The organism is Pseudomonas sessilinigenes (assembly GCF_003850565.1).
GTDB lineage: Bacteria > Pseudomonadota > Gammaproteobacteria > Pseudomonadales > Pseudomonadaceae > Aquipseudomonas > Aquipseudomonas sessilinigenes.
Window position 1 is genome coordinate 4,531,739 of sequence record NZ_CP027706.1, and the last position, 25,999, is coordinate 4,557,737.

Below are 25,999 nucleotides of genomic sequence, written 5' to 3' on the forward strand. Positions count from 1 at the left end.
CAAAACAGGTTTGGAACGCATTGCCGTCATCGACTTTGAAACCACCGGGATTTCCCCGAGCAGCAGTTGTCGGGCCACGGAGATCGCCGTGGTGATCCTCGAGCAGGGACGCATCGTCGAGCGTTACCAGAGCCTGATGAACGCGGGCGTGCGGGTACCGGCCTTCATCGAGCAACTGACGGGCATCAGCAATGCCATGCTGCGTAGCGCACCACCGGCCGAGCAGGTGATGAACGAGGTCAACGAGTTCGTTGGCACTACACCGCTGGTGGCGCACAACGCGGCTTTCGACCAGAAGTTCTGGGATTTCGAATTGGGGCGGATCCGGCGCACCCGGTTGCAGAACTTCGCCTGCTCCCTGCTGTTGGCCCGGCGCCTGATGCCCGCTGCGCCGAACCACAAGCTCGGCACCCTGACCACCTATGCCGGCCTGCCGCATACCGGCCAGGCTCACCGAGCCATGGCCGACGCCGAGATGGCGGCCAACCTGCTGGTGCACTTGGCGGGCGAACTGCGCGATACCCACGGCCTGCACCGGCTGTCCCACGATTTTTTGTGCAAGTTGCAGAAGGTTCCCGCGGCCAAGGTGCCCGAGCACTTGCGGCGCCATCGCTGACACGCCGCGGGCGCCATCGGACAGGGCCTGGGGAGTCTTCAAGCAAGGCCCCGTGGGTTTTCACGCAGATGTTGGTGGATCAGATGGACGGTTTACCGTTGCTGTCCAGGTGCCCCAGGGGCAGGCGTCGTTCGATGGCACTGGAGAGCACGATGGAGGTCTTGCTGAAGCCGAACTGGGCGACGCGGTTGATCAACTCTTCCAGCTCCTGCATCGAGCCCACGGCCGCCTGCATGATCACGCAGGGATCCCCCGTGACCCGATGGCATTCGGTGAGTTGTGGGATCTTGATCAGTTCTTCATAGCTTTTCTGGTTGCCGTGCTGGGCCAGGCGCAGCTCGATGACGCACTGGATCGGCAACCCCAGCTTGTTCATGTCGACCTTGGCCTGGTAGCCGGTGATCACGCCGCTGGCTTCAAGCTTGGCGACTCGCTCGGCCACGGCAGGTGCCGAGAGGTTGACCTTGCGCGCGAGCTCGGCATAACTCGCCCGGCCGTTTTCCAGCAGCTGGGCCAGGAGCATGCGGTCATACTTGTCCATGGAAGGCTCCAAAACAACCTGGCTTTCGAAAGCAAGGTATATAGGTAAAAACTCCACTTTATTGAAAGTGTACTGCTCTTAAAAACAGGTTTTGTAACTTAAGCTTACCCCGTTCGACTTTCTACAATGGGCCTTCCCTGCCTGCCTCCTGAGTCGTACCCCATGCCTGGCCAAAGCCGCTTTCCTTTGCCGTTGATCGCCGCATTCTTTGCCCTCTACGTGATCTGGGGGTCGACCTACCTGGTGATCCGTATCGGTGTCGAATACTGGCCACCCTTGATGCTTGCCGGTATCCGCTTCGTGCTCGCCGGCAGCCTGATGTATGCCTTCCTGCGCTGGCGTGGGGTCCCGGCGCCCACCTGGGCACAATGGAAGGCCGCCGGGATCATCGGCATCCTGCTGCTGAGTTTCGGCAACGGTGCGGTGACGGTCGCCGAGCACCTGGGCGTGGCTTCCGGAGTCGCGGCCCTGGCGGTGGCCACGGTGCCGTTGTTCACCTTGCTCTGCGGTTACTTCTGGGGCACCCGCAACACCCGCCTGGAGTGGGCCGGCATCATCCTCGGGATGATCGGCATCGGCATGCTCAACCTGGGGTCCAACCTGCAATCGAGTCCCTTGGGCGCGGCCCTGCTGTTGTTCGCCGCAGCGGCCTGGGCCTTCGGTTCGGTCTGGAGCAAGCACTTGCCTCTGCCCCAGGGCGCCATGGCCAGCGCCGCGGAAATGCTCGTCGGTGGTGTGGTGCTGCTGCTGGGCAGCCTGCTGCGCGGCGAGCGCCTGGAAGCCATGCCGGCCCTGGAGGGCTGGCTGGCGCTGGCCTACCTGGCAGGCTTTGGTTCGATCATCGCCTTCAATGCCTATATGTACCTGCTCAAGCACGTACGCCCGGCGGCGGCCACCAGCTATGCCTACGTCAACCCCGCGGTGGCGGTGTTGCTGGGTATCGTCTTCGTCGGCGAGAGCATCGGCTTGGAAGAGGCGCTGGCGATGCTGGTGATCATCAGCGCCGTGGTGTTGATCGGCCTGCCGCAATGGCGCAAGCCTAAGGCTGTAGTCCAGAAAGAGGCTGCCTGATCAGCTTCCCGGTGCCTGGCTGGCCAGGTTGCGCTCGAGAAAACCGTCGATGACCTGGGCCGCTTGCTGGTGGATCGCTTCACGGCTGCGCTTGTCACCGTCCCGGCAGATGATTTCATCCTCGGGGTCATCCTCCCTGAGCAAGGCCGTGGCTCCTGGCTTGCAGAGTTGCATGAAGCTGAAATGGCTGGCATCGGCGATCACCAACAGGCTGGAGGTGGCCGGCGGCAGGTGGGCTTGCAGATAACCCGATTCCTGTTCCACCGGCATGCCGGCAATGTTCACCCCGGCGCCCAGGATCAAGGTCGGCGTTTGCACCGCTGCCAGGCTCTCTGGGGTAAATCCGCGGACCAGCCCCGGGTCCAGTGACACCACGGCCTTGATTCGCGGGTCTCGCAGATCGGCACTTAGCGGACCTTGGTTGTCCGTTGCGATGCCCAGTTCCGGAGCCAGCCCGCACAGGCGTGGGTTGGGATGCTGCCGGCACTGCTCGAGGAAGCGTTGCGGACTGTAGCGCCCGCCGGCCAGCGCGGTGACTGTCCAGCCACCCAGGGAATGGCCGATGGCGGCGATACGTTGTGGGTCGACCGTGCCCGCCAGGGACGGGTCTGCGCTCAGCGCATCTATGACCCGGCTTACATCGTGGGGACGCTCCCAGAGCTTCGCCGCTTCTGCCGGGCGTCGGTCGAAGGTCGTGGTGCCAGGGTGGTCAGGAGCTGCGACCACGTATCCCCGGCTGACCAGGCTCGGTACCAGCCAGCTGAGGTTGCGCCAGCTGCCCCGATAGCCGTGGGACAGGACCACCAATGGGTGGGCCACGGCGGTAGGCGAGGCATCCTTGATGGCGGGCAGGCCCTGGAAGACCGGGTTCTCTGCGGATATCAGCAGCGGAGCCGTTGTTTCGGTGGGGTACCAGAGGGCGACATGCAGGGGGCGTTGGCCGCTGGCATCCGTCACAGTGATTTCACGCAAAGCGGTGAGTTCGGCGGCACCGGCAAGGGGGAGGAACAGGGTCAGCAACAGGCCCGCGAGCATCCGTGCGGACAGGGCAATATTGCGCATTGGGACTCCATGGACAAAGAACGCCGGACATTGCCCGGCGTAGTGGTTTCAGCGTGAGAGCATCACTCGAGGCCGATAAGCAGCGCTACTATCAAGAACACCGCCGCCAGGGCCAGGGCAAACAGCAGGCTGATTCCCGCCACGCGCCATAACGAAACGAAGGGCCCCCCGTTGGTCTTGTGCTCTATCACCTGGGGGCCGAACAGTTGGCGTGCATAGGCGTTCATCCCATAGATCTGCGGCAGGATGAAGACTACGGCGGGAATGTTCTCTGGAAGGAAAAAACCTGCCAGGGTCATGGCCAGGAAGACGCCGATACCCATGCCCCAGACCTTCTTCACCTCGGCCTCGCGCCCCAGTGCCTTGAGGTTTTGGCTGATGAAATAGGCACCCGCCATGGAGGTGCCGATGAAGGTGCTCAGGCCGATGGCCGCGACACTGTAGAGGCGCAGGTTCTGATCGGCGGTCGGTGCGGTCCGCAGTTCGGCAGCGGGGGGCTGGAACGGATTTTCGTGGTCCATACGAGGTGAGACTCCTTGAGGGGGGGAAGGCCGTGAAGATACCCGGTGCGGGGCGCACGGTGCATTCTTTTGGGCCAGCTGGGGGCGAGCATACACGCTCCCGGGCCGGCGGGCATGGTCCGTAAGTGGGGCTGTGAATTAGGGTAAACTGCCGCCCATTGCATTCCTGTGCTGACTTTTTCCTACGGTATCCCCATGACATTCGCCACTCTCGGCCTGATCGAACCCTTGCTGCGCGCCCTTGAACCCCTTGGCTACCAGACCCCGACCCCGGTGCAGGCCCAGGCGGTTCCGGCGGTGCTGGCCGGTCGCGACCTGATGGCCGCAGCCCAGACCGGCACCGGCAAGACCGCCGGTTTCGCCCTGCCGCTGCTGCAATTGCTGACCCTGGAAGGCCCGAAGGTCGACAGCAACTCGGTGCGGGCACTGATCCTGGTGCCGACCCGCGAGCTGGCCGAGCAGGTCCATGACAGCGTGCGCCAGTACGCCGAGCACCTGCCGCTGCGCACCTACGCGGTGTATGGCGGAGTCAGCATCAACCCGCAGATGATGAAGCTGCGCAAGGGTGTCGACCTGCTGGTGGCGACCCCTGGCCGCCTGCTGGACCTGTTCCGGCAGAACGCGGTGAAGTTCAGCCAGTTGCAGACACTGGTGTTGGATGAGGCCGATCGCATGCTCGACCTGGGGTTCTCCGAGGAGCTCAAGAGCATCTACGCCGCCCTGCCGAAAAAGCGCCAGACCTTGCTGTTTTCCGCAACCTTTTCCGATGCCATCCGCCTGTTGGCCGGGCAGATGCTCAACGACCCATTGAGCATCGAAGTCAGCCCGCGCAACGTTGCCGCCAGCACGGTCAAGCAATGGGTGGTGCCAGTGGACAAGAAGCGCAAGCCGGAGCTGTTCAGCCACCTGCTGCGCAAGAACCGCTGGAAGCAGGTGCTGGTGTTCGCCAAGACCCGCAACGGCGTGGATGCCCTGGTCGAGAAGCTCCAGGGCCAGGGCGTGAATGCCGACGGTATCCACGGCGACAAACCCCAAGCCACGCGTCAGCGCGCCCTGGATCGGTTCAAGCTGGGCGAGGTCCAGATCCTGGTGGCCACTGACGTGGCGGCCCGCGGCCTGGACATCGAGGACCTGCCGCTGGTGGTCAACTTCGACTTGCCAATCGTGGCCGAGGACTATGTCCACCGCATCGGCCGCACCGGGCGTGCCGGTTCCACCGGCGAGGCGATTTCCCTGGTCTGCGCCGACGAGGTCAACCTGCTCTCGGCAATCGAAATGCTGACCCGCCAGACCCTCAAGCGCCATGAAGAGCAGGATTTCGAGCCCGAGCACCGAGTGCCCGAGACCGACGCCAGTGGCCAGGTGGTGAAGAAGCCGAAGAAACCGAAGAAGCCCAAGGCCGCCGGTGGCGCCGGCAAGCGCAACCTGGGACGTTGGGTCGATAGCGGGGAAGTGGCCGCAGAGCCTGCGGTGAAACCGGTGCGCAAGGTACCGGCCTTCAATACCGGGCCGCGCAAGCGCAAGCCATAAGCACCACGACACGTTGCGAGCGGCCGGTTCAACCTGGCCGCTCCTGGTATCCGGCCTAGGACTGGCGGCGTTCGGCGAGCCATTGGAGGATGCCGCGCCCGGCCCGGCGTCCGCTGGCGAAGCAGGCGGTGAGCAAGTAGCCACCGGTGGGCGCTTCCCAGTCGAGCATCTCTCCGGCACAGAACAGCCCCGGTCGCTGCTGGATCATCAGCCGCTCATCCAATGCCTCGAAGCACACGCCACCGGCGCTGCTGATGGCTTCGTCCAGTGGACGGGCCTTCACCAGCACCAGCGGCAGGGCCTTGATCGCGGCGGCCAGGCGGGCCGGGTCGTCGAAGGCCTCGGCGGGCGCCAGCTCTCGCAGCAGAGCAGCCTTTACGCCCTCGATGCCCAGTTGGCCCTGCAAGTGCTTGGCCATGGAGCGTGACCCGCGTGGCTTGGCCAGCGCCGCCTGGACCTTGTCCCGGGGCTTGCCGGGCAACAGGTCGATATGGATCGTGCCCTGGCCGTGCTGGTTGATCGCTTCGCGGATCGATGCCGAGAGGGCGTAGACCAGGCTGCCCTCGATGCCACTGGCGGTGATTACGCATTCCCCCAGCCTTGGTACGTCGTCGTCCAGGCCGATGGCTACGTTCTTCAATGGCGCACCGGCGAACTTGCTGCGCAGCAACTCGCTCCAGGCACTGACTTCGAAACCGCAATTGCTCGGCTGCAGGGGCGCTACCCGGACCCCGTGTTGTTCCAGTAGCGGCAACCAGGCGCCATCTGACCCCAGGCGTGCCCAACTGCCACCGCCCAGCGCCAGCAAGGTCGCGTCGGCCTGGACCGTACTTTCACCCGCCGGGTGCTGGATGCGCAGGCTGCCATCGGCATTCCAGCCCAGCCAGCGATGACGGGTGTGGATAACCACTCCAGCATCGCGCAGGCGCTTGAGCCAGGCACGCAGCAGTGGGGCGGCTTTCATATCCGTGGGGAAGACCCGGCCGGAGCTGCCGACAAAGGTGTCGATACCCAACCCGTGAATCCATTGGCACAGCGCCTCGGCGCCGAACTCGCGCAGCAGCGGGGCGATTTGCGGTGCCCGTTCCGCGTAGCGGGAGAGGAAGGCCGGATAGGCCTCGGAGTGGGTGATGTTCATGCCTCCGACCCCGGCCAGGAGGAATTTTCGCCCCACTGATGGCATGCCATCGTACAGATCGACCCGCACGCCTGCCTGACTCAGGACCTCGGCGGCCATCAGGCCGGCAGGGCCACCGCCGATAATCGCGACGTGGTGGGGCGTGGGGGAGGTCGATGAGGTCATGGCAAGGATGGGCTGGAGGAATAGGCCGGGCATTCTACCCGAGGCGCGAGTGCCTTGCTGACCCGATGATGCCTGGTCAAAAACTGAGCATGGGGCTGCGGGCCTTATAAACCGTGGGCTGGATGGACTTTCGCGCAGGTTGTCCACAGGCGGCTCCACAGCGATTGGGGGTAAGCGACCCATGGGAAAATGACGCCATGATGAACCTGGTCAAAAAATGTCCGATTGTCTGGAGGCCTTTGACTGCAAGGGCTTCAGAGACTTTCACGCAGGTTGTCCACAGGCGGTTCCACAGCGATTGGGGGTAAACACCGGATCGCCGGCTGAGCGCTGTCGAATGCTGCTCAAAAAACAGACATCGCGCTGTAGCCCTTTAAAGTAAAGGGCTGTAGAGAGTTTCGCGCAGGTTATCCACAAGCCATTCCACAGCTATTGGGGGTAAGCGATCCACAGCAACATGACACCCCGATGTCAATGGTCAAAAAACAGACGATAGGCCGTAGCCCTCGTGGCACAAGGGCTGCAGAGGCTTTCTCCCAGGTTATCCACAAGCGGTTCCACAGTGGATGTGGGTAATCAGGCCAGGGGCTCAGTAGCAGCCGGACGACTCCCAGACTCGCTGGGCGCTGTGATGCAGGATGCCATGGCGCCGGGCCAGGGCCTGGCGGTCCTTGCTGTAGCCGCCACCGATCACGCCCATCACCGGAATGTCGCGACCCAGGCAATGGCGCATGACTCGCTCATCGCGCTCGGCGACGCCAGCATCGGTGAGCTTGAGGTAGCCCAGGGCATCGTCCTGATGCACGTCGACCCCGGCGTCATACAGCACCAGGTCGGGTTGGTAGAGCGGCAGCAGGTAGTTCAGGGCATCGTCCACCACCTCCAGGTACTCGGCATCGCCCATGCCCATGGCCAGGGGAATGTCCCAGTCGCTTTGGGCCTTGCGTACGGGGAAGTTTTTTTCGCAGTGCAGCGAGACCGTTACTGCATCGGTGGTATGCCGCAGGATCCGCGCGGTGCCGTCGCCCTGGTGGACGTCGCAGTCGAAAATCAGCACTCGGCCCACGCGTCCACTTTCCAGCAGGTAATGGCTGATCACCGCCAGGTCATTGAAGATGCAGAACCCTGCTGGATAGTCGTAGTGGGCGTGGTGGGTGCCGCCCGCCAGGTGGCAGGCCAGGCCATGTTCCAGCGCCTGCTCGGCAGCCAGCAGCGACCCGCCGACAGCGCGCACGGTGCGTCGGGCCAGGGCTTCGCTCCACGGCAGGCCCAGGCGGCGCTGGTCTTCCCGGGACAACTCGCCATTCATGTAGCGTTCGATGTAGCTGCGGTCGTGGGCCAGGGCCAGCACCTCGGCCGGGCACAACTGCGGCCGTAGCAGATCGGCGTCGCGAGCCAGGCCGCTGTCCACCAGGTGGTCGCGCAGCAGACGGAACTTGTCCATGGGAAAGCGATGTTCTGGGGGAAATTCCGGGCTGTAGTCGTCGTGGTAGATCAGCGGCAGTGTCATGGCATTTTCTTAGAGGAACCCGTGAAGGATCCTACCAGCGATGTAGACTTGCACCCATGAAAACGGAGGGCACCGATGGAGCCGATACTGCAACTGGAAAGCGCGCGCCTGTTGCTGCGCCAATGGCGTGACGATGACTTGCAGGCTTTTGCGGCGATGTGTGCCGATCCCCAGGTCATGCGTTATTTTCCGGCGCCCTTGAGCCGCCTGGAAAGTGCCGCCCTGATCGGCCGCATACGTGGGCATTTTGCCGAGCATGGTTTTGGCACCTGGGCCCTGGAGCGCAAGGACAACGGCGCCTTCATCGGTTTTACCGGCCTGGGCGTGGTGGGTTTCGACGCGCCTTTCACTCCGGCGGTGGAGATCGGCTGGCGCCTGGCCCGTGAGCATTGGGGGCTGGGTTATGCCAGTGAGGCGGCCTGGACAGCCTTACGCTGCGCCTTCGAGCACCTGGCCCTGGACGAGGTGGTAGCCTTCACCACCCGGACCAACCTGCCGTCGCAGAAAGTGATGCAGGCCATCGGCATGCAGCACGCCGTCCAGGGGGATTTCGAACATCCCAAGCTCGCCGCCGATCACCCATTGCGCGAGCATGTGCTGTACCGCATCACCCGTGAACAATGGTTGGAAACCTTGCATGGATAGCAATCGTGCACGTTTAGAATGTGCCGATGAGGTTGCTTGCCCCCGATTGATTTGACCGCCGCAGCCGAGATTGCGCGGTTTTGCTCTGTGTGAGGAGAGTCTGAATGAGTCATGTGCTGGATGATCTGGTCGATCTTTTGACCCTGGAACCGATCGAGGAAAACCTGTTTCGCGGTCGTAGCCAGGACCTGGGTTTTCGCCAGCTGTTCGGTGGCCAGGTACTTGGCCAATCCTTGTCCGCCGCCAGCCAGACGGTAGAGGAGGCGCGCCACGTACATTCCATGCACGGCTACTTCCTGCGTCCGGGAGATGCTGCTCTGCCGGTGGTCTACCAGGTAGACCGGGTCCGCGATGGCGGCAGCTTCAGCACCCGGCGGGTGACGGCGATCCAGAAGGGCCATCCAATCTTCACCTGCAGCGCTTCGTTCCAGTACGACGAGCAGGGCTTCGAGCACCAGAGCAGCATGCCCCAGGTGGTCGGCCCGGAAAACCTGCCCTCGGAGCTGGAGATCGCCACCCAGCGCGCGCACCTGATTCCCGAGCACATGCGTGAAAAGCTGCTGTGCCCCAAGCCCATCGAAGTGCGCCCGGTGACCGAGAGGGACCCCTACAACCCACAGCCGATGGACCCGGTGAAGTACGTCTGGTTCCGCGCCGACGGCACCCTGGCCGACAACCCGGCGTTGCATAAATACCTGCTGGCCTATGCCTCGGACTTCGGCCTGCTGGTCACTTCGTTGCTGCCCCATGGCAAGTCGGTCTGGCAGAAGGACATGCAGGTGGCCAGCCTCGATCACGCCCTGTGGTTCCATGCCGACCTGCGGGCCGACGATTGGCTGCTGTACGTCATGGATAGCCCGTGGGCTGGCAACTCCCGGGGCTTTTCGCGCGGCAGCGTGTTCAACCGCGCCGGCCAGTTGGTCGCCTCGGTGACCCAGGAAGGGTTGATCCGGCATCGCAAGGACTGGGCATGAGCCTTTCGGATATCGAGCATTGGGTGTTCGACATGGACGGCACCCTGACCATTGCCGTGCATGACTTCGCGGCGATCCGCCAGGCGTTGTCGATCCCGGCAGACGCGGACATCCTCACGCATCTGGCAGCCCTGCCAGCGGATGAGTCCGCCGCCAAGCATGCCTGGCTGCTGGAGCATGAGCGGGAATTGGCCCTGGGTTCGCGTCCGGCGCCGGGCGCGGTGGAGCTGGTGCGGGACCTGGCCGGGCGTGGTTATCGCCTGGGCATTCTCACCCGCAATGCCCGGGAGCTGGCCCATGTGACGTTGCAGGCCATCGGCCTGGCCGACTGCTTTGCCGAGGCCGATGTGCTGGGTCGCGACGAAGCTGCGCCCAAACCCCATCCCGGTGGCTTGCTCAAGCTCGCCCAGGCCTGGAACGTGGCTCCGCAGCGCATGGTGATGGTCGGCGACTATCGTTTCGACCTGGACTGTGGGCGCGCAGCCGGTACCCGCACAGTGCTGGTGAACCTGCCGGACAACCCCTGGCCGGAACTGACCGACTGGCATGCACGCGATTGCGCGCACTTGCATCGCCTGCTCCAGCCCTGAATGCCTGGTGCCGCAGGCGGTAGCCGTTCTACCTGAACAGCGCCGCCTGGCCTTCGGCAGAGGTGAACATCTTGTCCCCGTCATGCCCGACCCCGGGCACTTCTACCAGGCGCTGGTGCAAGCCCTGGGGATGGCGCTTGCGCAGGTAGTCGAAGTAATTGTGCCCGCGCACCAGTCGATAGGCTCCCTGGGCCTGGGCGGCGCAACTCTTGTCCAGGGCCGGGTGCTGGGGATCGGTGTCCTGTTGCCCCAACAGATAGGTAATGTCGCGCTTGGCATAGTTGCGTTCCAACTGTTGCGATGATGGTCGGGCGGCGTAGGCGGGGCGCTGCTCCAGGCCATATTTCCAGCGATTGAAGCCCGGGCAGGTGGCGGGGTCGAAGGCAACCGGGCGCCAGGCATCGAAGTAGGCATAGGACGAAGGGTTGGCGATCACGAAGCGCAGTCCGACCCCTGCCTGTTGCAGTTCGGCATGTTTGCCTGAGGTCAGGGCATAGCGCTGTACTACTTGGGCACCGCCGGAATGACCGGCAACCACGATTTCCTTGAGGGCGGGAAAGCGCTGGCGCTCGCCCAGGCGCAGGAGGATGGCGTCCAGCGCGGCATAGGAGCTCAAGGCATGGGGACCGACGGCAGGTTCGCCCGCCATCCAGGCGTTGCCTTGCCAGCGCAGCAGGCTGTCGGGAAGGTGATGGCGGGCAATGTCATCCTGATTGAGGAACTGCGGCGCGATCACCAGCGTCGTGGTGTCTTTGCCGGCCTGCCTGGCGGCGGTCTCGCCACTGTGCAGATAAGTCTGGGCATTGCGCAGCCGGCCATGGACGATGATCAGCACCCGCTGCACTTGCGGCAGTGGCTGGCGCCAGTCCTGGCTCAGGCCCAGGGCCAGCTCACCGGCTGGCAGTTCCAGTCGTCCGGGGCTGATGACCTTGACCCCATGCTCGCCGGCCTGGGCGCCGAGGCTACCCAGGCACAGCAGTGCAGCGAGCAGGCGGCGCATCTACAGGCTCTTGGCGGCGAAGGTGTCGCACTGGCCGACCTGGCCCTGGCTGAAGCCAGTCTTGAACCAGCGCACTCGCTGGGCCGAGGTGCCGTGGGTGAAGGAATCCGGTACCACGCGGCCCTGGCCCTGCTGCTGCAGGCGGTCGTCGCCGATGGCGTTGGCGGCGTTCAGGGCTTCCTCCACGTCGCCGGGTTCCAGCCAGTTCAGGCGTTTCTGGGCGTGGTAGGCCCAGACCCCGGCCAGGCAGTCGGCCTGCAGTTCCTGGCGTACCAGCAGGCCGCCATCACCTTCCATCTGCCGACCCTGCTGGCGGGCCGCCTGCATCTTGGCCGAGACCCCGAGCAGCGTCTGTACGTGGTGGCCCACCTCATGGGCGATCACGTAGGCCTGGGCAAAGTCGCCCGCGGCGGAAAAACGCTGGGCCATCTCCCGGAAGAAGTCCATGTCCAGGTACACCTGGCGATCGGCAGGGCAGTAGAAGGGGCCGCTGGCGGAGGTCGCGGAGCCGCAGGCGGAGTTGACCCGGCCCCGGAACAGGATCAGCTTGGGCGCCTGGTACTGGCGGCCGGCCTGCTGGAAGATCTGGCCCCAGGTGTCTTCGGTGTCGCCGAGGATCGCACGGACGAACTCCGCCTGTTCGTCGTTGGCCGGTGGCGCCTTGCGTTGCTGGGTGGTGGCCGGCGCCGAGACCTGGCCACCGCCCTGGCTGAGCAGTTGCCCGAGGATCTGCATGGGGTCCTGGCCGGTGGCCCAGCCGATGCCGACGATCAGCACGATCGCCGTCAGGCTCAATCCCTTGCCACCACCGAAGCGCAAGCCACCGCCGCCTCCACCGCCGCTGCTGTCATCTCGTACATCCACGACGTTGTCGCTGCGCCGGCCTTTTTTCCAAAGCATGGGGGAGTCCTCGTTCTTTCTGCTGGTCAGTGTTGCTGGTGGCTCGAGCCGGCGCCAGTCCGGTCGTCAGGGATTTTTGCCCACGCTACCATGGCCTGGTGCCGGACCGATTCGTTCCAGACACCATTTGGGGCTCCCTATTGAACATCGATACCCGCATCAAATTCCGTCACCTGGTGGGTTTTCTTGAAATGGCTCGCCAGGGCAGCCTGGCTCGGGCCGCCGATGTGCTGGCGGTGAGTCAGCCCGCGATGTCCAAGACCCTCAAGGAGCTGGAGGTGCTGCTGGACACCCAACTGTTTGTCCGCAGCAAGGCCGGGCTCAGCCTGACTGACGCCGGGAGGGCCTTCCTGCGGTACGCCGGGCCTTCGGTGCAGGCCTTGCGCGAAGGGGTGAGCAGCTTGCGCGGTGGCGAGCACGCAGCAAAGGTAGTGCGCATCGGGGTGCTGTCCACCGTGGAAAGCCTGCTGTTGCCTGAGGTGCTGCGCCGCCTGCACCAGCGGCATGCTGCATTGACGATCAGCGTAGTGACGGGCCCCAGCGCCTATCTGCTTTCGCAGTTGCGGGTCGGCGACCTGGACCTGGTGGTGGGGCGCATGACCGAGAGCCCGGAGATCCAGGGCCTGAGCTTCGAGCACCTGTACAGTGAATCCATGACCCTGGTGGCCCGGCCCGGGCACCCCCTGGCGGCGAAGGCTCTGGATCGGGCCACGGTCAGCGCCTATCCCCTGGTCCTGCCGCTGGCTGGCACCAGCATCCGCAAGCACGCCGACAGCCTGTTCGTGCAGTGCGGCATCCGCCAGGCACAACAGCGCCTGGAGACTTTGTCGCTGGCCTTGAGCCGGCGCTACACCCTGTCCAGTGATGCCCTGTGGATCGCGCCGCTGGATGCCGTGCGCCTGGACCTGGCCAGCGGTGACTTGCTGGAACTGGACCTGGGACTGCGCGAACCCGGTGGCTCGGTGGGAATATCCAGCAATGCCAGCCTGGCCTTGCCCCTGGCGGCGCAATGGACGGTGGAGGTGCTGCGAGAAGTGGGGCAGGCCTATCGCGAGGGGCATTATCCTTAACCATATGGTTATGGATGTGGGGTGGTTTTTCAGTTTTCCATCCTCCTGGCCTGTTTGAAACTTCGTGGGCTGCGCTCCACACATTCAAACAACAGGAGACCGACATGTCCGATGACAGCCGTCGCTTCGTGATTCGCGACCGTAACTGGCACCCCAAGGCCTTGACGCCCGACTACAAGACCTCGGTTGCCCGTTCGCCACGCCAGGCGCTGGTGAGCATTCCCCAATCGCTGAGTGAAACCACGGGGCCGGATTTCTCTCACCTGCGTATCGCTCGCCTGGACAACGACTTGCTGCGCAACTTCGACAACGGCGGCTTGCCGGTGGGGGAGCGGATCATCGTCGCCGGGCGGGTCTGCGACCAACACGGCCAGCCGGTGCCCCATACCCTGGTGGAAATGTGGCAGGCCAATGCCGGAGGCCGCTATCGGCACAAGAACGACCGCTACCTGGCGCCCCTGGACCCGAACTTCGGTGGCGTTGGGCGTACGCTCACCGACCGAGACGGCTACTACAGCTTTCGCACCATCAAGCCCGGCCCCTATCCATGGCGCAATGGTCCCAACGACTGGCGCCCGGCGCACATCCACTTTTCCATCAGCGGGCCGTCAATCGCCACGCGGCTGGTTACCCAACTGTATTTCGAGGGGGACCCGTTGATCCCGCTGTGCCCCATCGTCAAGTCCATCGCCGATCCGGCGGCTGTGCAGAGCCTGATCGCACGCCTGGACATGGGCGCTGCCAACCCCATGGATTGCCTGGCCTATCGCTTCGACATCGTGTTGCGCGGCCAGCGCCGGACCCATTTCGAGAACTGCTGAGGAGCCTGCCATGCCTGTTCAACTGCTGCCTGAAACCCCTTCGCAAACCGCCGGTCCCTATGTGCATATCGGCCTGGCCCTGGCGGCTGCGGGCAATCCCGTACGGCCCGAGGAAATCAGCGAGCGGATGGCTCGGCCCGACGCCCCCGGTGAACACATCCTGCTGTTTGGTCGTGTCTACGATGGCAACGGGCACCTGGTACGCGATGCGTTCCTGGAGTTCTGGCAGGCCAACCACGAAGGCTTCTACGATTCGCTGGTGGATACGGAAAAAACCTTCAATTGCTTCGGTCGCTCTGCCACTGCCTTGGATACCGGGGAGTGGACCGTGCACACGATCAAGCCTGGGGTGGTGAACAATGCCGCCGGCCTGCCCATGGCACCGCACATCAACCTGGCGCTGTTCGCCCGGGGGATCAATATCCATTTGCAGACCCGGCTGTACTTCGCCGATGAAGCGCAGGCCAACAGCCTGTGTCCAGTGCTGGGCCTGATCGAGCAGCCACAACGCCGGGAGACCCTGCTGGCCCAGCCCTGTGAGGTGGAGGGGGGGCGAGCCTATCGATTCGATATCCGCATCCAGGGCGAAGGCGAGACGGTGTTCTTCGATTTCTAGGCTGGCCTGATTGGCTGTTACCGCCACGGCCACGAGCCGCTCCCGGCGATCGATGAGAGCCCTTGGCAAGCCAGGTGCCCCAAGTTGTAGAAGATCTGTAACCGAGGGCACTAACGGCCTCCTCTGCGCTTTCTTCGCGACAGGCAGCGGCCCATAATCGGCCGCTTGTGAGTGACGGCCGTGAACCTAGAATGACAATAACCAATGAATGCTCAATCGCCCCTGGCGAGCCTGTTTTCGAGCCACGCAAGAGTCGCAAGAACAACCCGGAAAAAACCCGCGAGAACATCCTGCAAGAGGCCATCGTCGAGTTCGTGCAGCAGGGATTGTCCGGAGCACGAGTAGACGCTATCGCCGAGCGTACCCACACCTCCAAACGCATGATCTATTACTACTTCGGCAGCAAGGAACAGCTGTATGTCGAGGTCCTGGAAAAAATCTACGGCGACATCCGCCACATCGAGAGTCGCTTGAACCTGGCAGAACTGGGCCCTCGGGAAGCTATTCGCCGCCTGGTGGAATTCACCTTCGATCATCTCGATCTCCACGGCGATTTCGTGCGGATCGTCAGCATCGAGAATATCCACAACGCCGAGTACGTGAAGCAGTCCGGCGTGATCAGGGCGATGAAAGACAACGTCCTCCACACCCTGGACGAGATCCTCGAGCGCGGTGTGAAACAGGGGCTGTTCCGCCCTGGCCTGGACTCCCTGGATGTCCACCTGTTGATCAGTTCGTTCTGTTTTTATCGGGTTTCGAATCGCCACACCTTTGGCGAGATCTTCCAGGTCGATCTGCCCGATGAAACCGTCAAGCAACGGCATCGGGAAATGATCTGCGAATCGGTGCTGCGCTACCTGCAAGCCTGACTCGGCAGCAGGGGCTGGCAGGCCGATGGCAAGCCCCTTAAGATCGCCATCGCGAGCCGAATCCAACCGGCTCCTGCGACATTCTCCCTCGACAAGGAAGGCACCATGGGCAACCCCGTCCCAACGCTGAAAATCATCCTGATCCTGATGATCGTGGTCGACTCATTCTGGTTTGGCGAACGCCTGCTGTCCCTTGCCGGCGTGAGTCTGTTCGATTGGTTGCCGACCCAGGTGATCAACGTGATAGGCATTTTCGGCAGCCTGCTGATGATCCTCTTCAACGTATTGCTGATCGGCCTGCTGTCGCGTTTGCAACTCAAGGGCGAATGAGCCGGTAGCCGCTGTCGTCGCTCGTACCCTGGGTGCAGGGCGGCGACAACGCGCTTGTTAATTGAAAATCATTCTCGACTAGCCGTAAGATGCCCGGAAATTTCCTTCATGTTCCAGGGAGTCGGTTTGTCGGACGTGGATCTCAAGGGACTGTTCCTCAAGCATGCCGCCACCTTGCGTGGTTATCTGGCGCGTCGAGTACGGGACCCTCAGTTGGCGGCTGACCTGGTGCAGGAGAGCTTCCTGCGGCTGGCTGAGCAGACGCGTGGCGAACCCATCGACAACTCCCAGGGGTATCTCTACCGCACGGCGAACAATCTTCTGATCGACCATGTCCGGCAGGAGGCGCGGCGCAAGACCGAAACCGTACCTCATGAAATGCTGGCCGAGATCGAAGATGAAAGCCTCGGGCTGGAGGCTCAGGCGATGGCGCAGCAGCAGCGCAAGGCATTGAAACAGGCAGTGGCCGAATTGCCCGAACGCACTCGGGAAATCTTTCGCCTGAACCGCATGGAAGGCATGACCCACGCCGAGGTGGCCCGGCACCTGGATATTTCCGACAGCTCGGTGCAAAAGCACCTGTCCAAGGCCTTGGCCTATGTGATGCAGCGCCTGCAGGCCAATGACGAGCGGCCAGCCGACGAGTGAATTACCGTAAATCCCGGGGTCAGACGTCACTGCTTATACATAACGAGAAATCGAGATTCACACGTGAATAGCCAGGGTTCGCAAGAGCACAGTATTACCGAGGCCGCCGCCGACTGGGCCGTGCGTTTGCAGGCGCGCGAGCTCAGCGCTGCCGAGCAGGTCGAGCTTGCCCGCTGGCAGGCCGCCGACCCTCGCCATCCCGAAGCCCTGGCGTTCGCCCAGCGCACGTGGGACGCCCTTGGAGCGTTGCACCTGGAGCCTGCGCCGACGGGCACCGCGCCATTGCTGCACCGGGCCAGGCAAGCGAAAGGCGCTGCACGGCGACCGCCGCGTCGTCGCAGAATCCTGAGGGCCGCCAGTGCCGCGATGCTGGTCATGGCGTTGGCCCTGGGCTGGCTACAAGGTCCCCAGGCCTTGCTGTACCTCGAGGCTGACTACCTGACTGGCAAAGGTGAGGTGCGTACGGTGCGATTGGCCGACGGCAGCCAGGTAGAACTGGACTCCACCAGTGCCATTCGGGTTGATTTCAGCACCAGCCAACGGCAAGTCGTTCTGCTGGCAGGGTCTGCGATATTCGATGTCGCACCGATGGCTGGTGACGAGACACGTCCCTTTGTGGTGCGCAGTTCAGGTGGTCAGGCCCGGGCCCTGGGCACCCGCTTTGTGGTCGGTCGGGAAGGCCCGGGGCAGGCCTGGGTCGGCGTCTTGCAGCACAGTGTCGCGGTGAGCCTGGATGATCCCGCGCGGCAAGGGGCCCGCGAGCAGGTGCTGCAGGAGGGGCAGAGTGCTCGCTACGATTCGAACTCGGGAGTGGTGGCCCTGGACGGACTCGACCTGCAACGGGCCACCAGTTGGCGTCGTGGGTTCCTGGTATTCGACCGACAGCCCCTGGCGGCGGTGATCGAGCGCCTCAACCACTATCGTCCCGGGCGGGTGGTACTGGCCAACGATGCCCTGGCCCAGCGTCAGGTCAGCGGGGTATTCCACCTGGACATGCTGGATGCGGCCCTGGCCAGCCTGACCCAGGAGCTGAAAATGCAGCGTTTGGATCTGCCCGGCGTCAGCCTGATTTACTAGGGCTGGCGGAGCTTTCCTGACATTTCTGAAATTTTTTGGAAAAAACCTTACTGAGTTTTCCTGCGTGGCACGTCTAGCTAACTGAGATGCATTCGCATCAATAAAAATAGCCAGCGCAGGAATGACGGACATGAGGGTAGGCAGTCGCACTGGAGTTCACGCCGCAAGTCGTTTGGCCCTGGCCATTCACCTGGGTGTGGCGGGACTGTTGGCGGGTAGCGGCGTGTTGCAGGCGGCGGAAGTCGTGGGCGCCGTTGCGCAGGGTACGCAGCGCCAGCATGGGCTGGATTTCGATATTCCCGCCCAGGCCCTCGGTACCGCCGTACTGGCCTTTGCCGAGCAGGCAGGGGTGCAAGTATTGTTCGACAGCCAGCGCCTGCATGGCTTGCAGAGTTCGTCGCTCAAGGGGCGCTACAGCGCCGAGGACGGTTTGGCGAGGTTGCTGGGCAGTGCGCCAGTAACGTATCGCTTCACCAGTGAGCGCCAGGTAACCCTGACCCGGGTCGAGACCTTGCAGGATGGCGCCCTGGCCCTGTCTCCCACGACGATCTCCGGCCACCTCGAAGGCCACCCGCGCGACTGGACCTATACCGCGCCACGCTCGGTGAGCCAGGTCACCCGCGAACAACTCGATCGCAACCCGCCCCGGCACGCGGCCGACATGCTGGAGGAGACCTCCGGCGTGTACTCGGCAGTCAGCCAGCAGGATCCGGGGTTGTCGGTGAACATCCGCGGGATCCAGGACTACGGCCGGGTCAACATGTCGGTGGACGGCATGCGCCAGAACTATCAGCAAAGCGGCCACCAGCAACGCAACGGCACCCTCTACATCGACCCTGAGCTGTTGTCCGAAGTCGTGGTGGAGAAGGGCGCCACTTCGACCATGGGCGGTGCCGGGGTGATCGGCGGGGTCGCCAACTTTCGCACCCTCGATGCCCGTGACCTGCTCAAGCCCGGCCAGGAAATCGGCGGTCGGATCCGTGTGACCAGCGGCCTGGGTGGACGCCGCAACGGTACTCACTTCATTGGCAGCTCGGCCTTCGCCATCGGCACGCAGGCCTGGGACATGCTGCTGGCGGCCAGCGAACGCCACCTGGGTGATTACGATCCTGGAACCAAGGGCGGTATCGGCGAGTTGCGCACCGGCGCCGCGAAGAACCCGGCGGTCAGCGAGCGGGTCAAGAACTCCCCGGTTGCCTACTCCGGCTCGGTGATGCGCTCGCGCCTGGCCAAGCTGGGACTCAACCTGCCCGAGGACCAGCGCCTGCAACTGAGCTACCTGAGCACCCAGGTCGACTACGACGATGCCAACATGATGAACGTCGAGAAAACCGGCCAGCTGTGGGAGAAGCTCGGCAGCAGCGACGTGCGCTCGCAGAACTTTGGCCTCGACTACAGCTACGCGCCGGACAACCCGCTGATCGACTTCAAGGCCAAGTTGTACTACGTCGATAATCGCAACGACCAGAGCACCTTGCAGCGCGGTATCAATCCTGGCTACTCGATCACCTACCAGACCGATACCTATGGCGCCCAGGCACAGAACACCTCGACCTTCGCCCTGAGCGAGCGCTCCACGGTCAAGGCCAACTACGGCCTGGAGTTCTTCTACGACAAGGTTCGCCCGGACTCCAGCCAGCCAGTCCCCAAGGGCTCGGCGGTCAGTGCCTCGCCCGCGGCCAGCATGACGCCCGAGGGCGACCGGGCCCTGGGCAGCCTGTTCACCCGCCTGGACTACGACTATGACGGTTGGCTGAACCTCAACGCGGGTTTGCGCTATGACCGTTATCGGTTGCGCGGTGAAACCGGGATCAATACCCGGACCTTCGTGATTGGCAAGACGCCGCAGCAAGTCTCGGTGCCCGTGGCCTACGACATCGACGACCAGGAAGGGCGGTTCTCGCCGACCTTCGGCCTGTCGGTCAAGCCAGGGGTGGAATGGCTGCAATTGTTCGCCAGTTACGGCAAGGGCTGGCGTCCGCCAGCGGTGACCGAAACCATGATCACCGGTCGCCCCCATGGCGGTGGCTCGGAAAGCATGTACCCCAATCCGTTCCTCAAGCCTGAGCGTTCCACCACCTGGGAGGCGGGGTTCAACATCTTCAAGGAAAACCTCTGGTTCGACGACGACCGCCTCGGGGTCAAGGTGGCCTACTTCGATACCCGGGTCGATGACTTCATCTACATGGCCATGGGCGTCCAGCCTCCGGGCTATGGCATGGCCGGTATCGGCAACAGCGCCTATGTCAACGACATGAGCGGCACCCGGTTCAAGGGCATCGAATACCAACTCGACTATGACACCGGCGGGGCCTATGGCCAGTTGAACTACACCCGCATGATCGGCGACAACGATTTCTGCATGAAGACCGCATGGCTGGGCGGCGTGACCCAGCCGGTGAAGAGCGGTACCGGGCGCCGGGCGGTCGTTACCGGCATGCGCCCCGATGACGCCGCCAACAACGCCACCCAATGCAAGGCTGCCATCCTGGGTTCGGCCGAGCATATGCCCATGGATCGCGGCACCTTGACCCTGGGCGCGCGCTTTTTCGACCGCAGGCTGGATATCGGCGCCCGCGCCCGATACAGCGCCGGCTACTCGATCTCCGACTCGGCCAACATGACGGTCAGCCAGTCGGGCGTCTATCCGGCCGACTGGAAGCCCTACACCGTCTACGACCTCTATGGCAGCTACCGGGCCACCCAGGAGCTGACCTTGCGCCTGGCCATGGAGAACGTCACCGATCGCGCCTACCTGGTTCCCCTTGGCGATGTCCTGGCCTTCACCCTCGGCCGTGGCCGGACCCTGCAAGGCACCGTGGAATATCAGTTCTGACCGCTTTTGCCCAGTGACGGGCAAAACCGCAGCAGGCACAGGCGTGCTGCGGACATGACCCACCTATGTATTGGAGTTTTGCATGAGCATTTCGATCTCTTACAGCGCTACCTATGGCGGTAACACTGTCGCGCAATACCTGAACGACTGGTCGGCCTACTTCGGCGACGTCAACCATCGTCCGGGCCAGGTGGTGGACGGCACCAACACCGGAGGCTTCAATCCGGGGCCGTTCGACGGCACCCAATACGCCATCAAGAGCACGGCCAGCGATGCCGCCTTCGTGGCCGATGGCAACCTGCACTACACCCTGTTCAACAACCCGAGCCATACCCTGTGGGGCTCGCTGGATAAAGTCTCCCTGGGCGACACCCTCGCCGGTGGCTCGGGCAGCAACTACAGCCTGGTCAGCCAGGAAGTCAGCTTCGCCAACCTGGGCCTGAACAGCCTGCGCGAAGAGGGCCGTGCGGGTGAGGTGCACAAGGTGGTCTATGGCCTGATGAGCGGCGACAGCTCGGCACTGGCAGGCGAAATCGATGCGCTGCTCAAGGCGATCAACCCGAACCTGTCGGTGAACTCGACGTTCGACGACCTGGCAGCGGCCGGTGTTGCCCACGCCAATCCGCTACCTGCTGCCGCCGATATCGGCCTGGTGGGCGTACAGGATGTGGCCCACGACTGGGCGCTGGCGGCCTGAGTGCAGGCCTGAGGCAATAAAAAAGCGAATGCAGGATCGCTCCTCCATTCGCTGTTTCAACTCACCGTCGTCGCCCGAGTTTTCGAAGGCCAGGGCGACGGCGGTGGCAAATTCTGGGGAGCGCCGCGGTGCCTGTCAACGTACCGGGCGCGCCTCTTGCCGCTCCATCCTGTCGGGGTGGAGGGCCACCTCTCCTTTAACTTTCCACAGGACATCTGGATGAGCAGGCCGAACTCACTTGCCGCTTCCGAGACGCTGGCGGCCCTGGCGGCCTACAAGAGCGGCTTTTTCAACATTGGCCTGTTCTCGGCAGTGATCAACCTGCTGATGCTGGCGCCGGCCCTGTACATGCTGCAGGTCTATGACCGGGTATTGGCTTCGGGCAACCAGATGACCCTGCTGATGCTGACGCTGATGATCCTCGGCCTGTTCGGCTTGATGGGGGCGTTGGAGTGGGTGCGCAGCCAGGTGGTGATCCACCTCGGTACGCAGATGGACATGCGCTTGAACCAGCGGGTGTACGACGCGGCGTTCGAGGCCCAGCTCAAGGGCAGCCCGCAGGCGGCCGGGCAGGCGCTGAACGACCTGACGGCGCTGCGCCAATTCGCCACCGGCAACGCCTTGTTCGCCTTCTTCGATGCCCCGTGGTTCCCGGTGTACCTGCTGGTGATCTTCCTGTTTCATCCCTGGCTCGGGTTGCTGGCCCTGGGCGGCGCGCTGCTGCTGGTGGCGCTGGCCTGGATCAACCAGCGTATCTGCCAGGCACCGTTGGCCGAGGCCAGCCAGTTGTCCATCCTGACCAGCCAGCAGGCTTCGGCCAACCTGCGCAACGCCGATGCCATCGAGGCCATGGGGATGCTCGCGGCCTTGCGCGAGCGCTGGTTTGCCGGGCACCAGGCGTTTCTTGCCCAGCAGAACCTGGCCAGCGCCAAGACCGCGACCATCAGTGCCTGGTCCAAGGGCGTGCGCATGGCCTTGCAATCCCTGGTCCTGGGCCTGGGTGCCTGGCTGGCGGTGCAGGGGCAGATCACTCCGGGGATGATGATCGCCGGCTCGATCCTGATGGGCCGGGTGCTCAGCCCCATCGATCAGTTGATTGCGGTATGGAAGCAGTGGAGCTCGGCGCGCTTGGCCTACGAACGGTTGGCGCAGTTGCTGCAGGAAAATCCGCCGCGCCCCGTGCGCATGAGCCTGCCGGCACCCAAGGGGCAACTGGATATCGAGCAGTTGAGCGCCTGTGCCCCGGGGCGACGGCGCCCGGCCCTGGCCAACCTCGGGTTCACCCTGGAGGCAGGCCAGGTCCTGGGGGTGATCGGCCCCTCTGGTTGCGGTAAATCCACGTTGGCCCGCTTGCTGGTCGGGGCCTGGACGCCGCTGACCGGCAAGGTGCGCCTGGATGGTGCGGACCTCGCTCAATGGGACAAGCGGCAACTGGGCCCGCATATCGGCTACCTGCCCCAGGACATCCAGCTGTTCGCCGGCAGCATTGCCGAAAACATCGCACGGTTTGCCCAGGTGGACTCGGACCAGGTACTGCAAGCGGCGCAGATGGCCGGGGTGCATGAACTGATCCTGCAGATGCCCCAGGGCTACGACACGCGTTTGGGTGAAGGGGGAGCCGGCCTGTCCGGGGGGCAGCGCCAGCGTATCGGCCTGGCCCGTGCCTTGTACGGCTTGCCGGCATTGATCGTGCTCGATGAGCCCAACTCCAATCTGGATGAGGCCGGCGAGCAGGCACTGTTGCAAGCCATCGCCCAGCTCAAGCAGTTGCGCCGGACCCTGGTGCTGATCACCCATAAACCCAATGTGCTGACCCTGACCGACCAGTTGATGATCCTGCGCGAGGGGCAGTTGCAAGCATTCGGCCCTACCGCCCGGGTGCTGGAAGCCAGCCACAAGGCCAAGGCCGCCCCACCGGCGTCACCTGTGAGCAATCCGGTGGCCAATCTGAACATGAGTTATCGCCTGGGCATGGCCGGCGGGGAAGGTAGAAAAGCATGAAGGCAGCGTTATCCACAGGCCATGCCAGCGCAGGCGAACCCTTGGTGGCCGGCAAGGTGCTGGTGCTGGACGACAGGAAATACTCCCGGCTGGGTTGGCTGTTGGTGCTGGCCGGTTTCGTCGGTTTCCTCGGCTGGGCCGCACTGGCGCCCCTGGACAAGGGGGTGGCGGTGTCGGGCAAGGTCATGGTCTCGGGGCATCGCAAGACCGTACAGCACCAGAGCGGCGGGATCGTCGAGCGCATCGAGGTCAAGGAGGGGCAGCGGGTCGGTGCCGGGCAAGTCCTGCTGCGGCTCAACGAAACCCCGTTGCGTGCCCAGATGCAGTCCTTGCGCAGCCAGTACCTGGGGTCCCTGGCCAGCGAGGCGCGCCTCAACGCCGAGCGCGAGGGTACGCCCCAGATCACCTTCGACCCCCAGCTACTGGCCTTGGCGGGCGAGCCGGAAGTAGCCGCCAGCCTGACCCTGCAACGGCAGTTGTTCGACAGCCGGCGCCAGGCCCTGGCCATGGAGCAGCAGGGGATTGCCGAAACCATCGCCGGCTCCGAGGCGCAGCTGCGCGGTACCCGGGATTCCCAGGCCAGCAAGGTGCAGCAGCGCCAAGCCTTGAACGAGCAGCTGCAAGGTTTGCGCGAGCTGGCCCGGGATGGCTATATCCCGCGTAACCGGCTGCTGGACAGCGAGCGTTTGTATGCCCAGGTCGAGGGGGCGATTGCAGAAGACTTTGGCCGGATCGGTTTGCTGCAGCGCCAGATCCTCGAACTGCGCCTGCGCATCCGCCAGGTCGGCGAGGACTTCCAGAAAGACCTGCGCAGCCAGTTGGCCGATACCCGTATCCGCACCGAGGACTTGCGCAATCGGCTGGCCTCCGCGGAGTTCGACCTGGCCAACAGCCTGGTCCGGGCGCCGGCTGCCGGTGTAGTGGTGGGCCTTGAGGTGTATACCGAGGGCGGGGTGATCAAGCCGGGCCAGCCGTTGATGGACATCGTGCCCCAGGACGAACCGCTGCTGGTGGAGGCGCGGGTACCGGTGCAACTGATCGATAAGGTGCATCCGGGGCTGGCGGTGGAATTGATGTTCCCGGCGTTCAACCAGAGCACCACGCCAAGGGTGGCGGGGGAGGTGACCCTGGTGTCCGCCGATCGCCAGGTGGATGAGCGTACCGAGGAGCCTTACTACACCTTGCGCGCCACGGTCAGCAGCCAGGGCATGCAGCAGTTGCAAGGCCTGCAGGTTCGCCCGGGGATGCCGGTGGAAGCCTTTGTCCGTACCGGCGAACGCTCGATGCTCAACTACCTGTTCAAGCCCTTGCTGGACCGTAGCCACATGGCGCTGGTGGAAGAATGAGCCGCGCTGGACGATACCTGCTCCTGCTGGGGCTGCTGCTGGCGCCTGAAGTCCGGGCGCTGGGGCTGCTGGCAGCCTACGACCTGGCCTTGCGCAATGACCCGACCTTCCAGGCGGCGATCAAGGAGCGCGATGCCGGGGAGGAGAATCGCGCCATTGGTCGGGCCGGGCTGCTGCCGAGCCTGTCCTGGAACTACAACAATTCGCGCAACCGCTCGCAGGTGACCCAGGAAACCCTGCGTGGTGATCTCACCAGCAACCGTGACTATCGCAGCTACGCTTCGACGCTGACCTTGCAGCAACCCTTGCTGGACTACGAAGCCTATGCGCGCTTTCGTCAGGGCGCGGCCCAGGCACTGTTCGCCGACGAGCGCTTTCGTAGCAAGAGCCAGGAGTTGGCCGTACGCCTGCTGGGTGCCTATAGCCAGGCATTGCTGGCCCAGGAGCGTATCGAGTTGAGTGGCGCGCAGAAGCGCGCCTTTGCCGAGCGCTTGCAGCTCAACCAACGGTTGCTCAAGAGTGGTGAAGGTACCCGGACCGATGCGCTGGAAACCCAGGCCCGCCTGAGCCTGGCACTGGCCGAGGAAATCGAGGCGCGGGACCAGCAGGATGCCGCCCTGCGCGAGTTGCAGGCCATCGTTGGCGAGCCGTTGCAGATCGATGAGCTGGACCCACTGGTCCGCCAGTTCCAGATCCGGCCGTTGCTGCCCAACCGCTTCGAGACCTGGCGTGAGCTGGCCATGGCCAACAACCCGCAGCTGGCCTCCCAGCAGCAGGCCCTGCGGGCGGCCGAGTATGAGGTGGAGCGCAAGCGTGCCGGGCACCTGCCCAAGGTCAGCCTGTACGCCAGCAGCCGCCAGACCCGCTCCGACTCCGAGAGCTCCTACAACCAGCAGTACGACACCAACACGGTCGGTATCCAGGTCAGCCTGCCGCTGTTCGCCGGAGGCTCGGTGTCGGCCTCGACCCGCCAGGCGGCCAGCCAGCTGTCCCAGGCGCAGTACGAGCTGGATGCGCAGACGGCCACTACCCTTAACGAACTGCGCAAGCAGTTCAACCTCAATACCAGTGCCGCAGCGAGGGTCCAGGCCTATGAGATGGCGGTGGACTCGGCCCAGGCCCTGGTGGCCGCGACCCAGAAAAGCGTGCGCGGTGGTGAACGGGTCAACCTCGATGTGCTGGACGCCGAGCAGCAACTGTTCAGCGCCCGCCGCGACCTGGCCGATGCCCGGCATGCCTACCTGCTGGCGCGTATCCAGCTCAAGTACCAGGCTGGCCTGCTCAACGAGCAGGACATGGTGCAACTGGCCGACTACTTCCACCCGACCCTGTAGCCGCTGTCGAGCCCGCGAGGCTGCGACAAGGCCCGCAGGGCCTTCAATGACGGCCGCTGACAGAATGAAAACGGCCGTCACGAGGACGGCC

General features: G+C 63.9%; 25 protein-coding genes. 18 read left to right on the forward strand and 7 right to left on the reverse strand.

What is annotated here, in order from left to right:
* Window positions 1-10 precede the first annotated feature (10 nt).
* Window positions 11-616 (forward strand): 3'-5' exonuclease, encoded by a 606-nt coding sequence (locus tag C4K39_RS21010; RefSeq protein WP_068576328.1) that lies wholly within the window; start codon window positions 11-13, stop codon window positions 614-616.
* Window positions 617-695: 79 nt separating this feature from the next.
* Here C4K39_RS21010 and C4K39_RS21015 read toward each other — a convergent pair whose 3' ends face one another.
* The gene (locus tag C4K39_RS21015; RefSeq protein WP_124347318.1) at window positions 696-1,157 is read right to left on the reverse strand and encodes an Lrp/AsnC family transcriptional regulator; all 462 of its coding nucleotides are present in this window, start codon (window positions 1,155-1,157) and stop codon (window positions 696-698) included.
* Window positions 1,158-1,319: 162 nt separating this feature from the next.
* On the opposite strand from C4K39_RS21015, the gene yedA reads away from it, so the two are divergent.
* Window positions 1,320-2,228: a drug/metabolite exporter YedA gene (gene yedA, locus C4K39_RS21020; RefSeq protein WP_068576332.1), complete on the forward strand. Its 909-nt coding sequence runs from the start codon at window positions 1,320-1,322 to the stop codon at window positions 2,226-2,228.
* Here the strand turns inward: yedA and C4K39_RS21025 are convergent, their stop codons facing one another.
* Window positions 2,229-3,290, reverse strand: coding sequence for an alpha/beta hydrolase family protein (locus tag C4K39_RS21025; protein ID WP_124347319.1), 1,062 nt, complete (start codon window positions 3,288-3,290; stop codon window positions 2,229-2,231).
* A 62-nt stretch (window positions 3,291-3,352) separates the two neighbouring features.
* On the reverse strand, window positions 3,353-3,811 hold the full coding sequence (locus C4K39_RS21030) for a hypothetical protein (RefSeq protein ID WP_068576337.1): 459 nt from the start codon (window positions 3,809-3,811) through the stop codon (window positions 3,353-3,355).
* A gap of 195 nt (window positions 3,812-4,006) precedes the next feature.
* Here C4K39_RS21030 and rhlE1 point away from each other — a divergent pair, with 195 nt between their 5' ends.
* Entirely contained in the window at window positions 4,007-5,341 is a 1,335-nt protein-coding gene (gene rhlE1, locus C4K39_RS21035; protein WP_068576339.1) for an RNA helicase RhlE1, read from the forward strand.
* A 55-nt stretch (window positions 5,342-5,396) separates the two neighbouring features.
* Here rhlE1 and C4K39_RS21040 read toward each other — a convergent pair whose 3' ends face one another.
* Complete coding sequence (locus tag C4K39_RS21040; RefSeq protein ID WP_068576411.1) at window positions 5,397-6,644, reverse strand: TIGR03862 family flavoprotein; 1,248 nt, start codon at window positions 6,642-6,644, stop codon at window positions 5,397-5,399.
* Between the two features lie 589 nt (window positions 6,645-7,233).
* Window positions 7,234-8,154 (reverse strand): histone deacetylase family protein, encoded by a 921-nt coding sequence (locus C4K39_RS21045; RefSeq protein WP_124347320.1) that lies wholly within the window; start codon window positions 8,152-8,154, stop codon window positions 7,234-7,236.
* 75 nt (window positions 8,155-8,229) lie between these two features.
* Here C4K39_RS21045 and C4K39_RS21050 point away from each other — a divergent pair, with 75 nt between their 5' ends.
* From C4K39_RS21050 to C4K39_RS21060, 3 genes are all read left to right on the forward strand, one after another.
* Window positions 8,230-8,799, forward strand: a complete 570-nt coding sequence (locus tag C4K39_RS21050) for a GNAT family N-acetyltransferase (RefSeq protein ID WP_124347321.1) — start codon at window positions 8,230-8,232, stop codon at window positions 8,797-8,799.
* Between the two features lie 104 nt (window positions 8,800-8,903).
* Entirely contained in the window at window positions 8,904-9,773 is an 870-nt protein-coding gene (gene tesB / locus C4K39_RS21055) for an acyl-CoA thioesterase II (protein WP_124347322.1), read from the forward strand.
* Complete coding sequence (locus C4K39_RS21060) at window positions 9,770-10,363, forward strand: HAD family hydrolase (RefSeq protein ID WP_068576349.1); 594 nt, start codon at window positions 9,770-9,772, stop codon at window positions 10,361-10,363. Before tesB ends, C4K39_RS21060 begins: the two co-directional genes overlap by 4 nt.
* Before the next feature lie 28 nt (window positions 10,364-10,391).
* Here the strand turns inward: C4K39_RS21060 and C4K39_RS21065 are convergent, their stop codons facing one another.
* Window positions 10,392-11,363 (reverse strand): alpha/beta hydrolase, encoded by a 972-nt coding sequence (locus tag C4K39_RS21065; protein WP_124347323.1) that lies wholly within the window; start codon window positions 11,361-11,363, stop codon window positions 10,392-10,394.
* A complete protein-coding gene (ypfJ, locus tag C4K39_RS21070; RefSeq protein WP_124347324.1) occupies window positions 11,364-12,263 on the reverse strand; it encodes a KPN_02809 family neutral zinc metallopeptidase in 900 nt (299 codons plus the stop codon).
* 140 nt (window positions 12,264-12,403) lie between these two features.
* Between ypfJ and pcaQ the strand changes: the two genes are divergently transcribed.
* The 12 genes from pcaQ to C4K39_RS21130 all read left to right on the forward strand — a co-directional run bounded on the left by pcaQ (window position 12,404) and on the right by C4K39_RS21130 (window position 25,908).
* Complete coding sequence (pcaQ, locus tag C4K39_RS21075; RefSeq protein ID WP_124347325.1) at window positions 12,404-13,333, forward strand: pca operon transcription factor PcaQ; 930 nt, start codon at window positions 12,404-12,406, stop codon at window positions 13,331-13,333.
* A gap of 104 nt (window positions 13,334-13,437) precedes the next feature.
* Window positions 13,438-14,154: a protocatechuate 3,4-dioxygenase subunit beta gene (pcaH, locus tag C4K39_RS21080; RefSeq protein ID WP_124347326.1), complete on the forward strand. Its 717-nt coding sequence runs from the start codon at window positions 13,438-13,440 to the stop codon at window positions 14,152-14,154.
* 10 nt (window positions 14,155-14,164) lie between these two features.
* Window positions 14,165-14,770 carry a protocatechuate 3,4-dioxygenase subunit alpha gene (pcaG, locus tag C4K39_RS21085; protein WP_124347327.1) on the forward strand — a complete coding sequence of 202 codons (606 nt, stop codon included), beginning with the start codon at window positions 14,165-14,167 and terminating at the stop codon, window positions 14,768-14,770.
* A gap of 191 nt (window positions 14,771-14,961) precedes the next feature.
* Window positions 14,962-15,639: a TetR/AcrR family transcriptional regulator gene (locus C4K39_RS21090; RefSeq protein ID WP_124347328.1), complete on the forward strand. Its 678-nt coding sequence runs from the start codon at window positions 14,962-14,964 to the stop codon at window positions 15,637-15,639.
* Between the two features lie 105 nt (window positions 15,640-15,744).
* Window positions 15,745-15,969, forward strand: coding sequence for a hypothetical protein (locus tag C4K39_RS21095; protein WP_068576362.1), 225 nt, complete (start codon window positions 15,745-15,747; stop codon window positions 15,967-15,969).
* 126 nt (window positions 15,970-16,095) lie between these two features.
* A complete protein-coding gene (locus C4K39_RS21100; RefSeq protein ID WP_068576415.1) occupies window positions 16,096-16,617 on the forward strand; it encodes an RNA polymerase sigma factor in 522 nt (173 codons plus the stop codon).
* A gap of 63 nt (window positions 16,618-16,680) precedes the next feature.
* A complete protein-coding gene (locus C4K39_RS21105) occupies window positions 16,681-17,694 on the forward strand; it encodes a FecR family protein (protein ID WP_124347329.1) in 1,014 nt (337 codons plus the stop codon).
* Between the two features lie 130 nt (window positions 17,695-17,824).
* A complete protein-coding gene (locus C4K39_RS21110; protein ID WP_124347330.1) occupies window positions 17,825-20,530 on the forward strand; it encodes a TonB-dependent receptor in 2,706 nt (901 codons plus the stop codon).
* Window positions 20,531-20,612: 82 nt separating this feature from the next.
* Window positions 20,613-21,227, forward strand: coding sequence for a heme acquisition protein HasA (locus tag C4K39_RS21115; protein ID WP_068576369.1), 615 nt, complete (start codon window positions 20,613-20,615; stop codon window positions 21,225-21,227).
* Between the two features lie 219 nt (window positions 21,228-21,446).
* Complete coding sequence (locus tag C4K39_RS21120) at window positions 21,447-23,228, forward strand: type I secretion system permease/ATPase (RefSeq protein ID WP_124347331.1); 1,782 nt, start codon at window positions 21,447-21,449, stop codon at window positions 23,226-23,228.
* Window positions 23,225-24,574, forward strand: coding sequence for an HlyD family type I secretion periplasmic adaptor subunit (locus tag C4K39_RS21125; protein ID WP_068576373.1), 1,350 nt, complete (start codon window positions 23,225-23,227; stop codon window positions 24,572-24,574). The genes C4K39_RS21120 and C4K39_RS21125 overlap by 4 nt, the downstream gene beginning before the upstream one ends.
* Window positions 24,571-25,908, forward strand: coding sequence for a TolC family outer membrane protein (locus C4K39_RS21130; RefSeq protein WP_068576375.1), 1,338 nt, complete (start codon window positions 24,571-24,573; stop codon window positions 25,906-25,908). The genes C4K39_RS21125 and C4K39_RS21130 overlap by 4 nt, the downstream gene beginning before the upstream one ends.
* The last annotated feature ends 91 nt before the right edge of the window (window positions 25,909-25,999 follow it).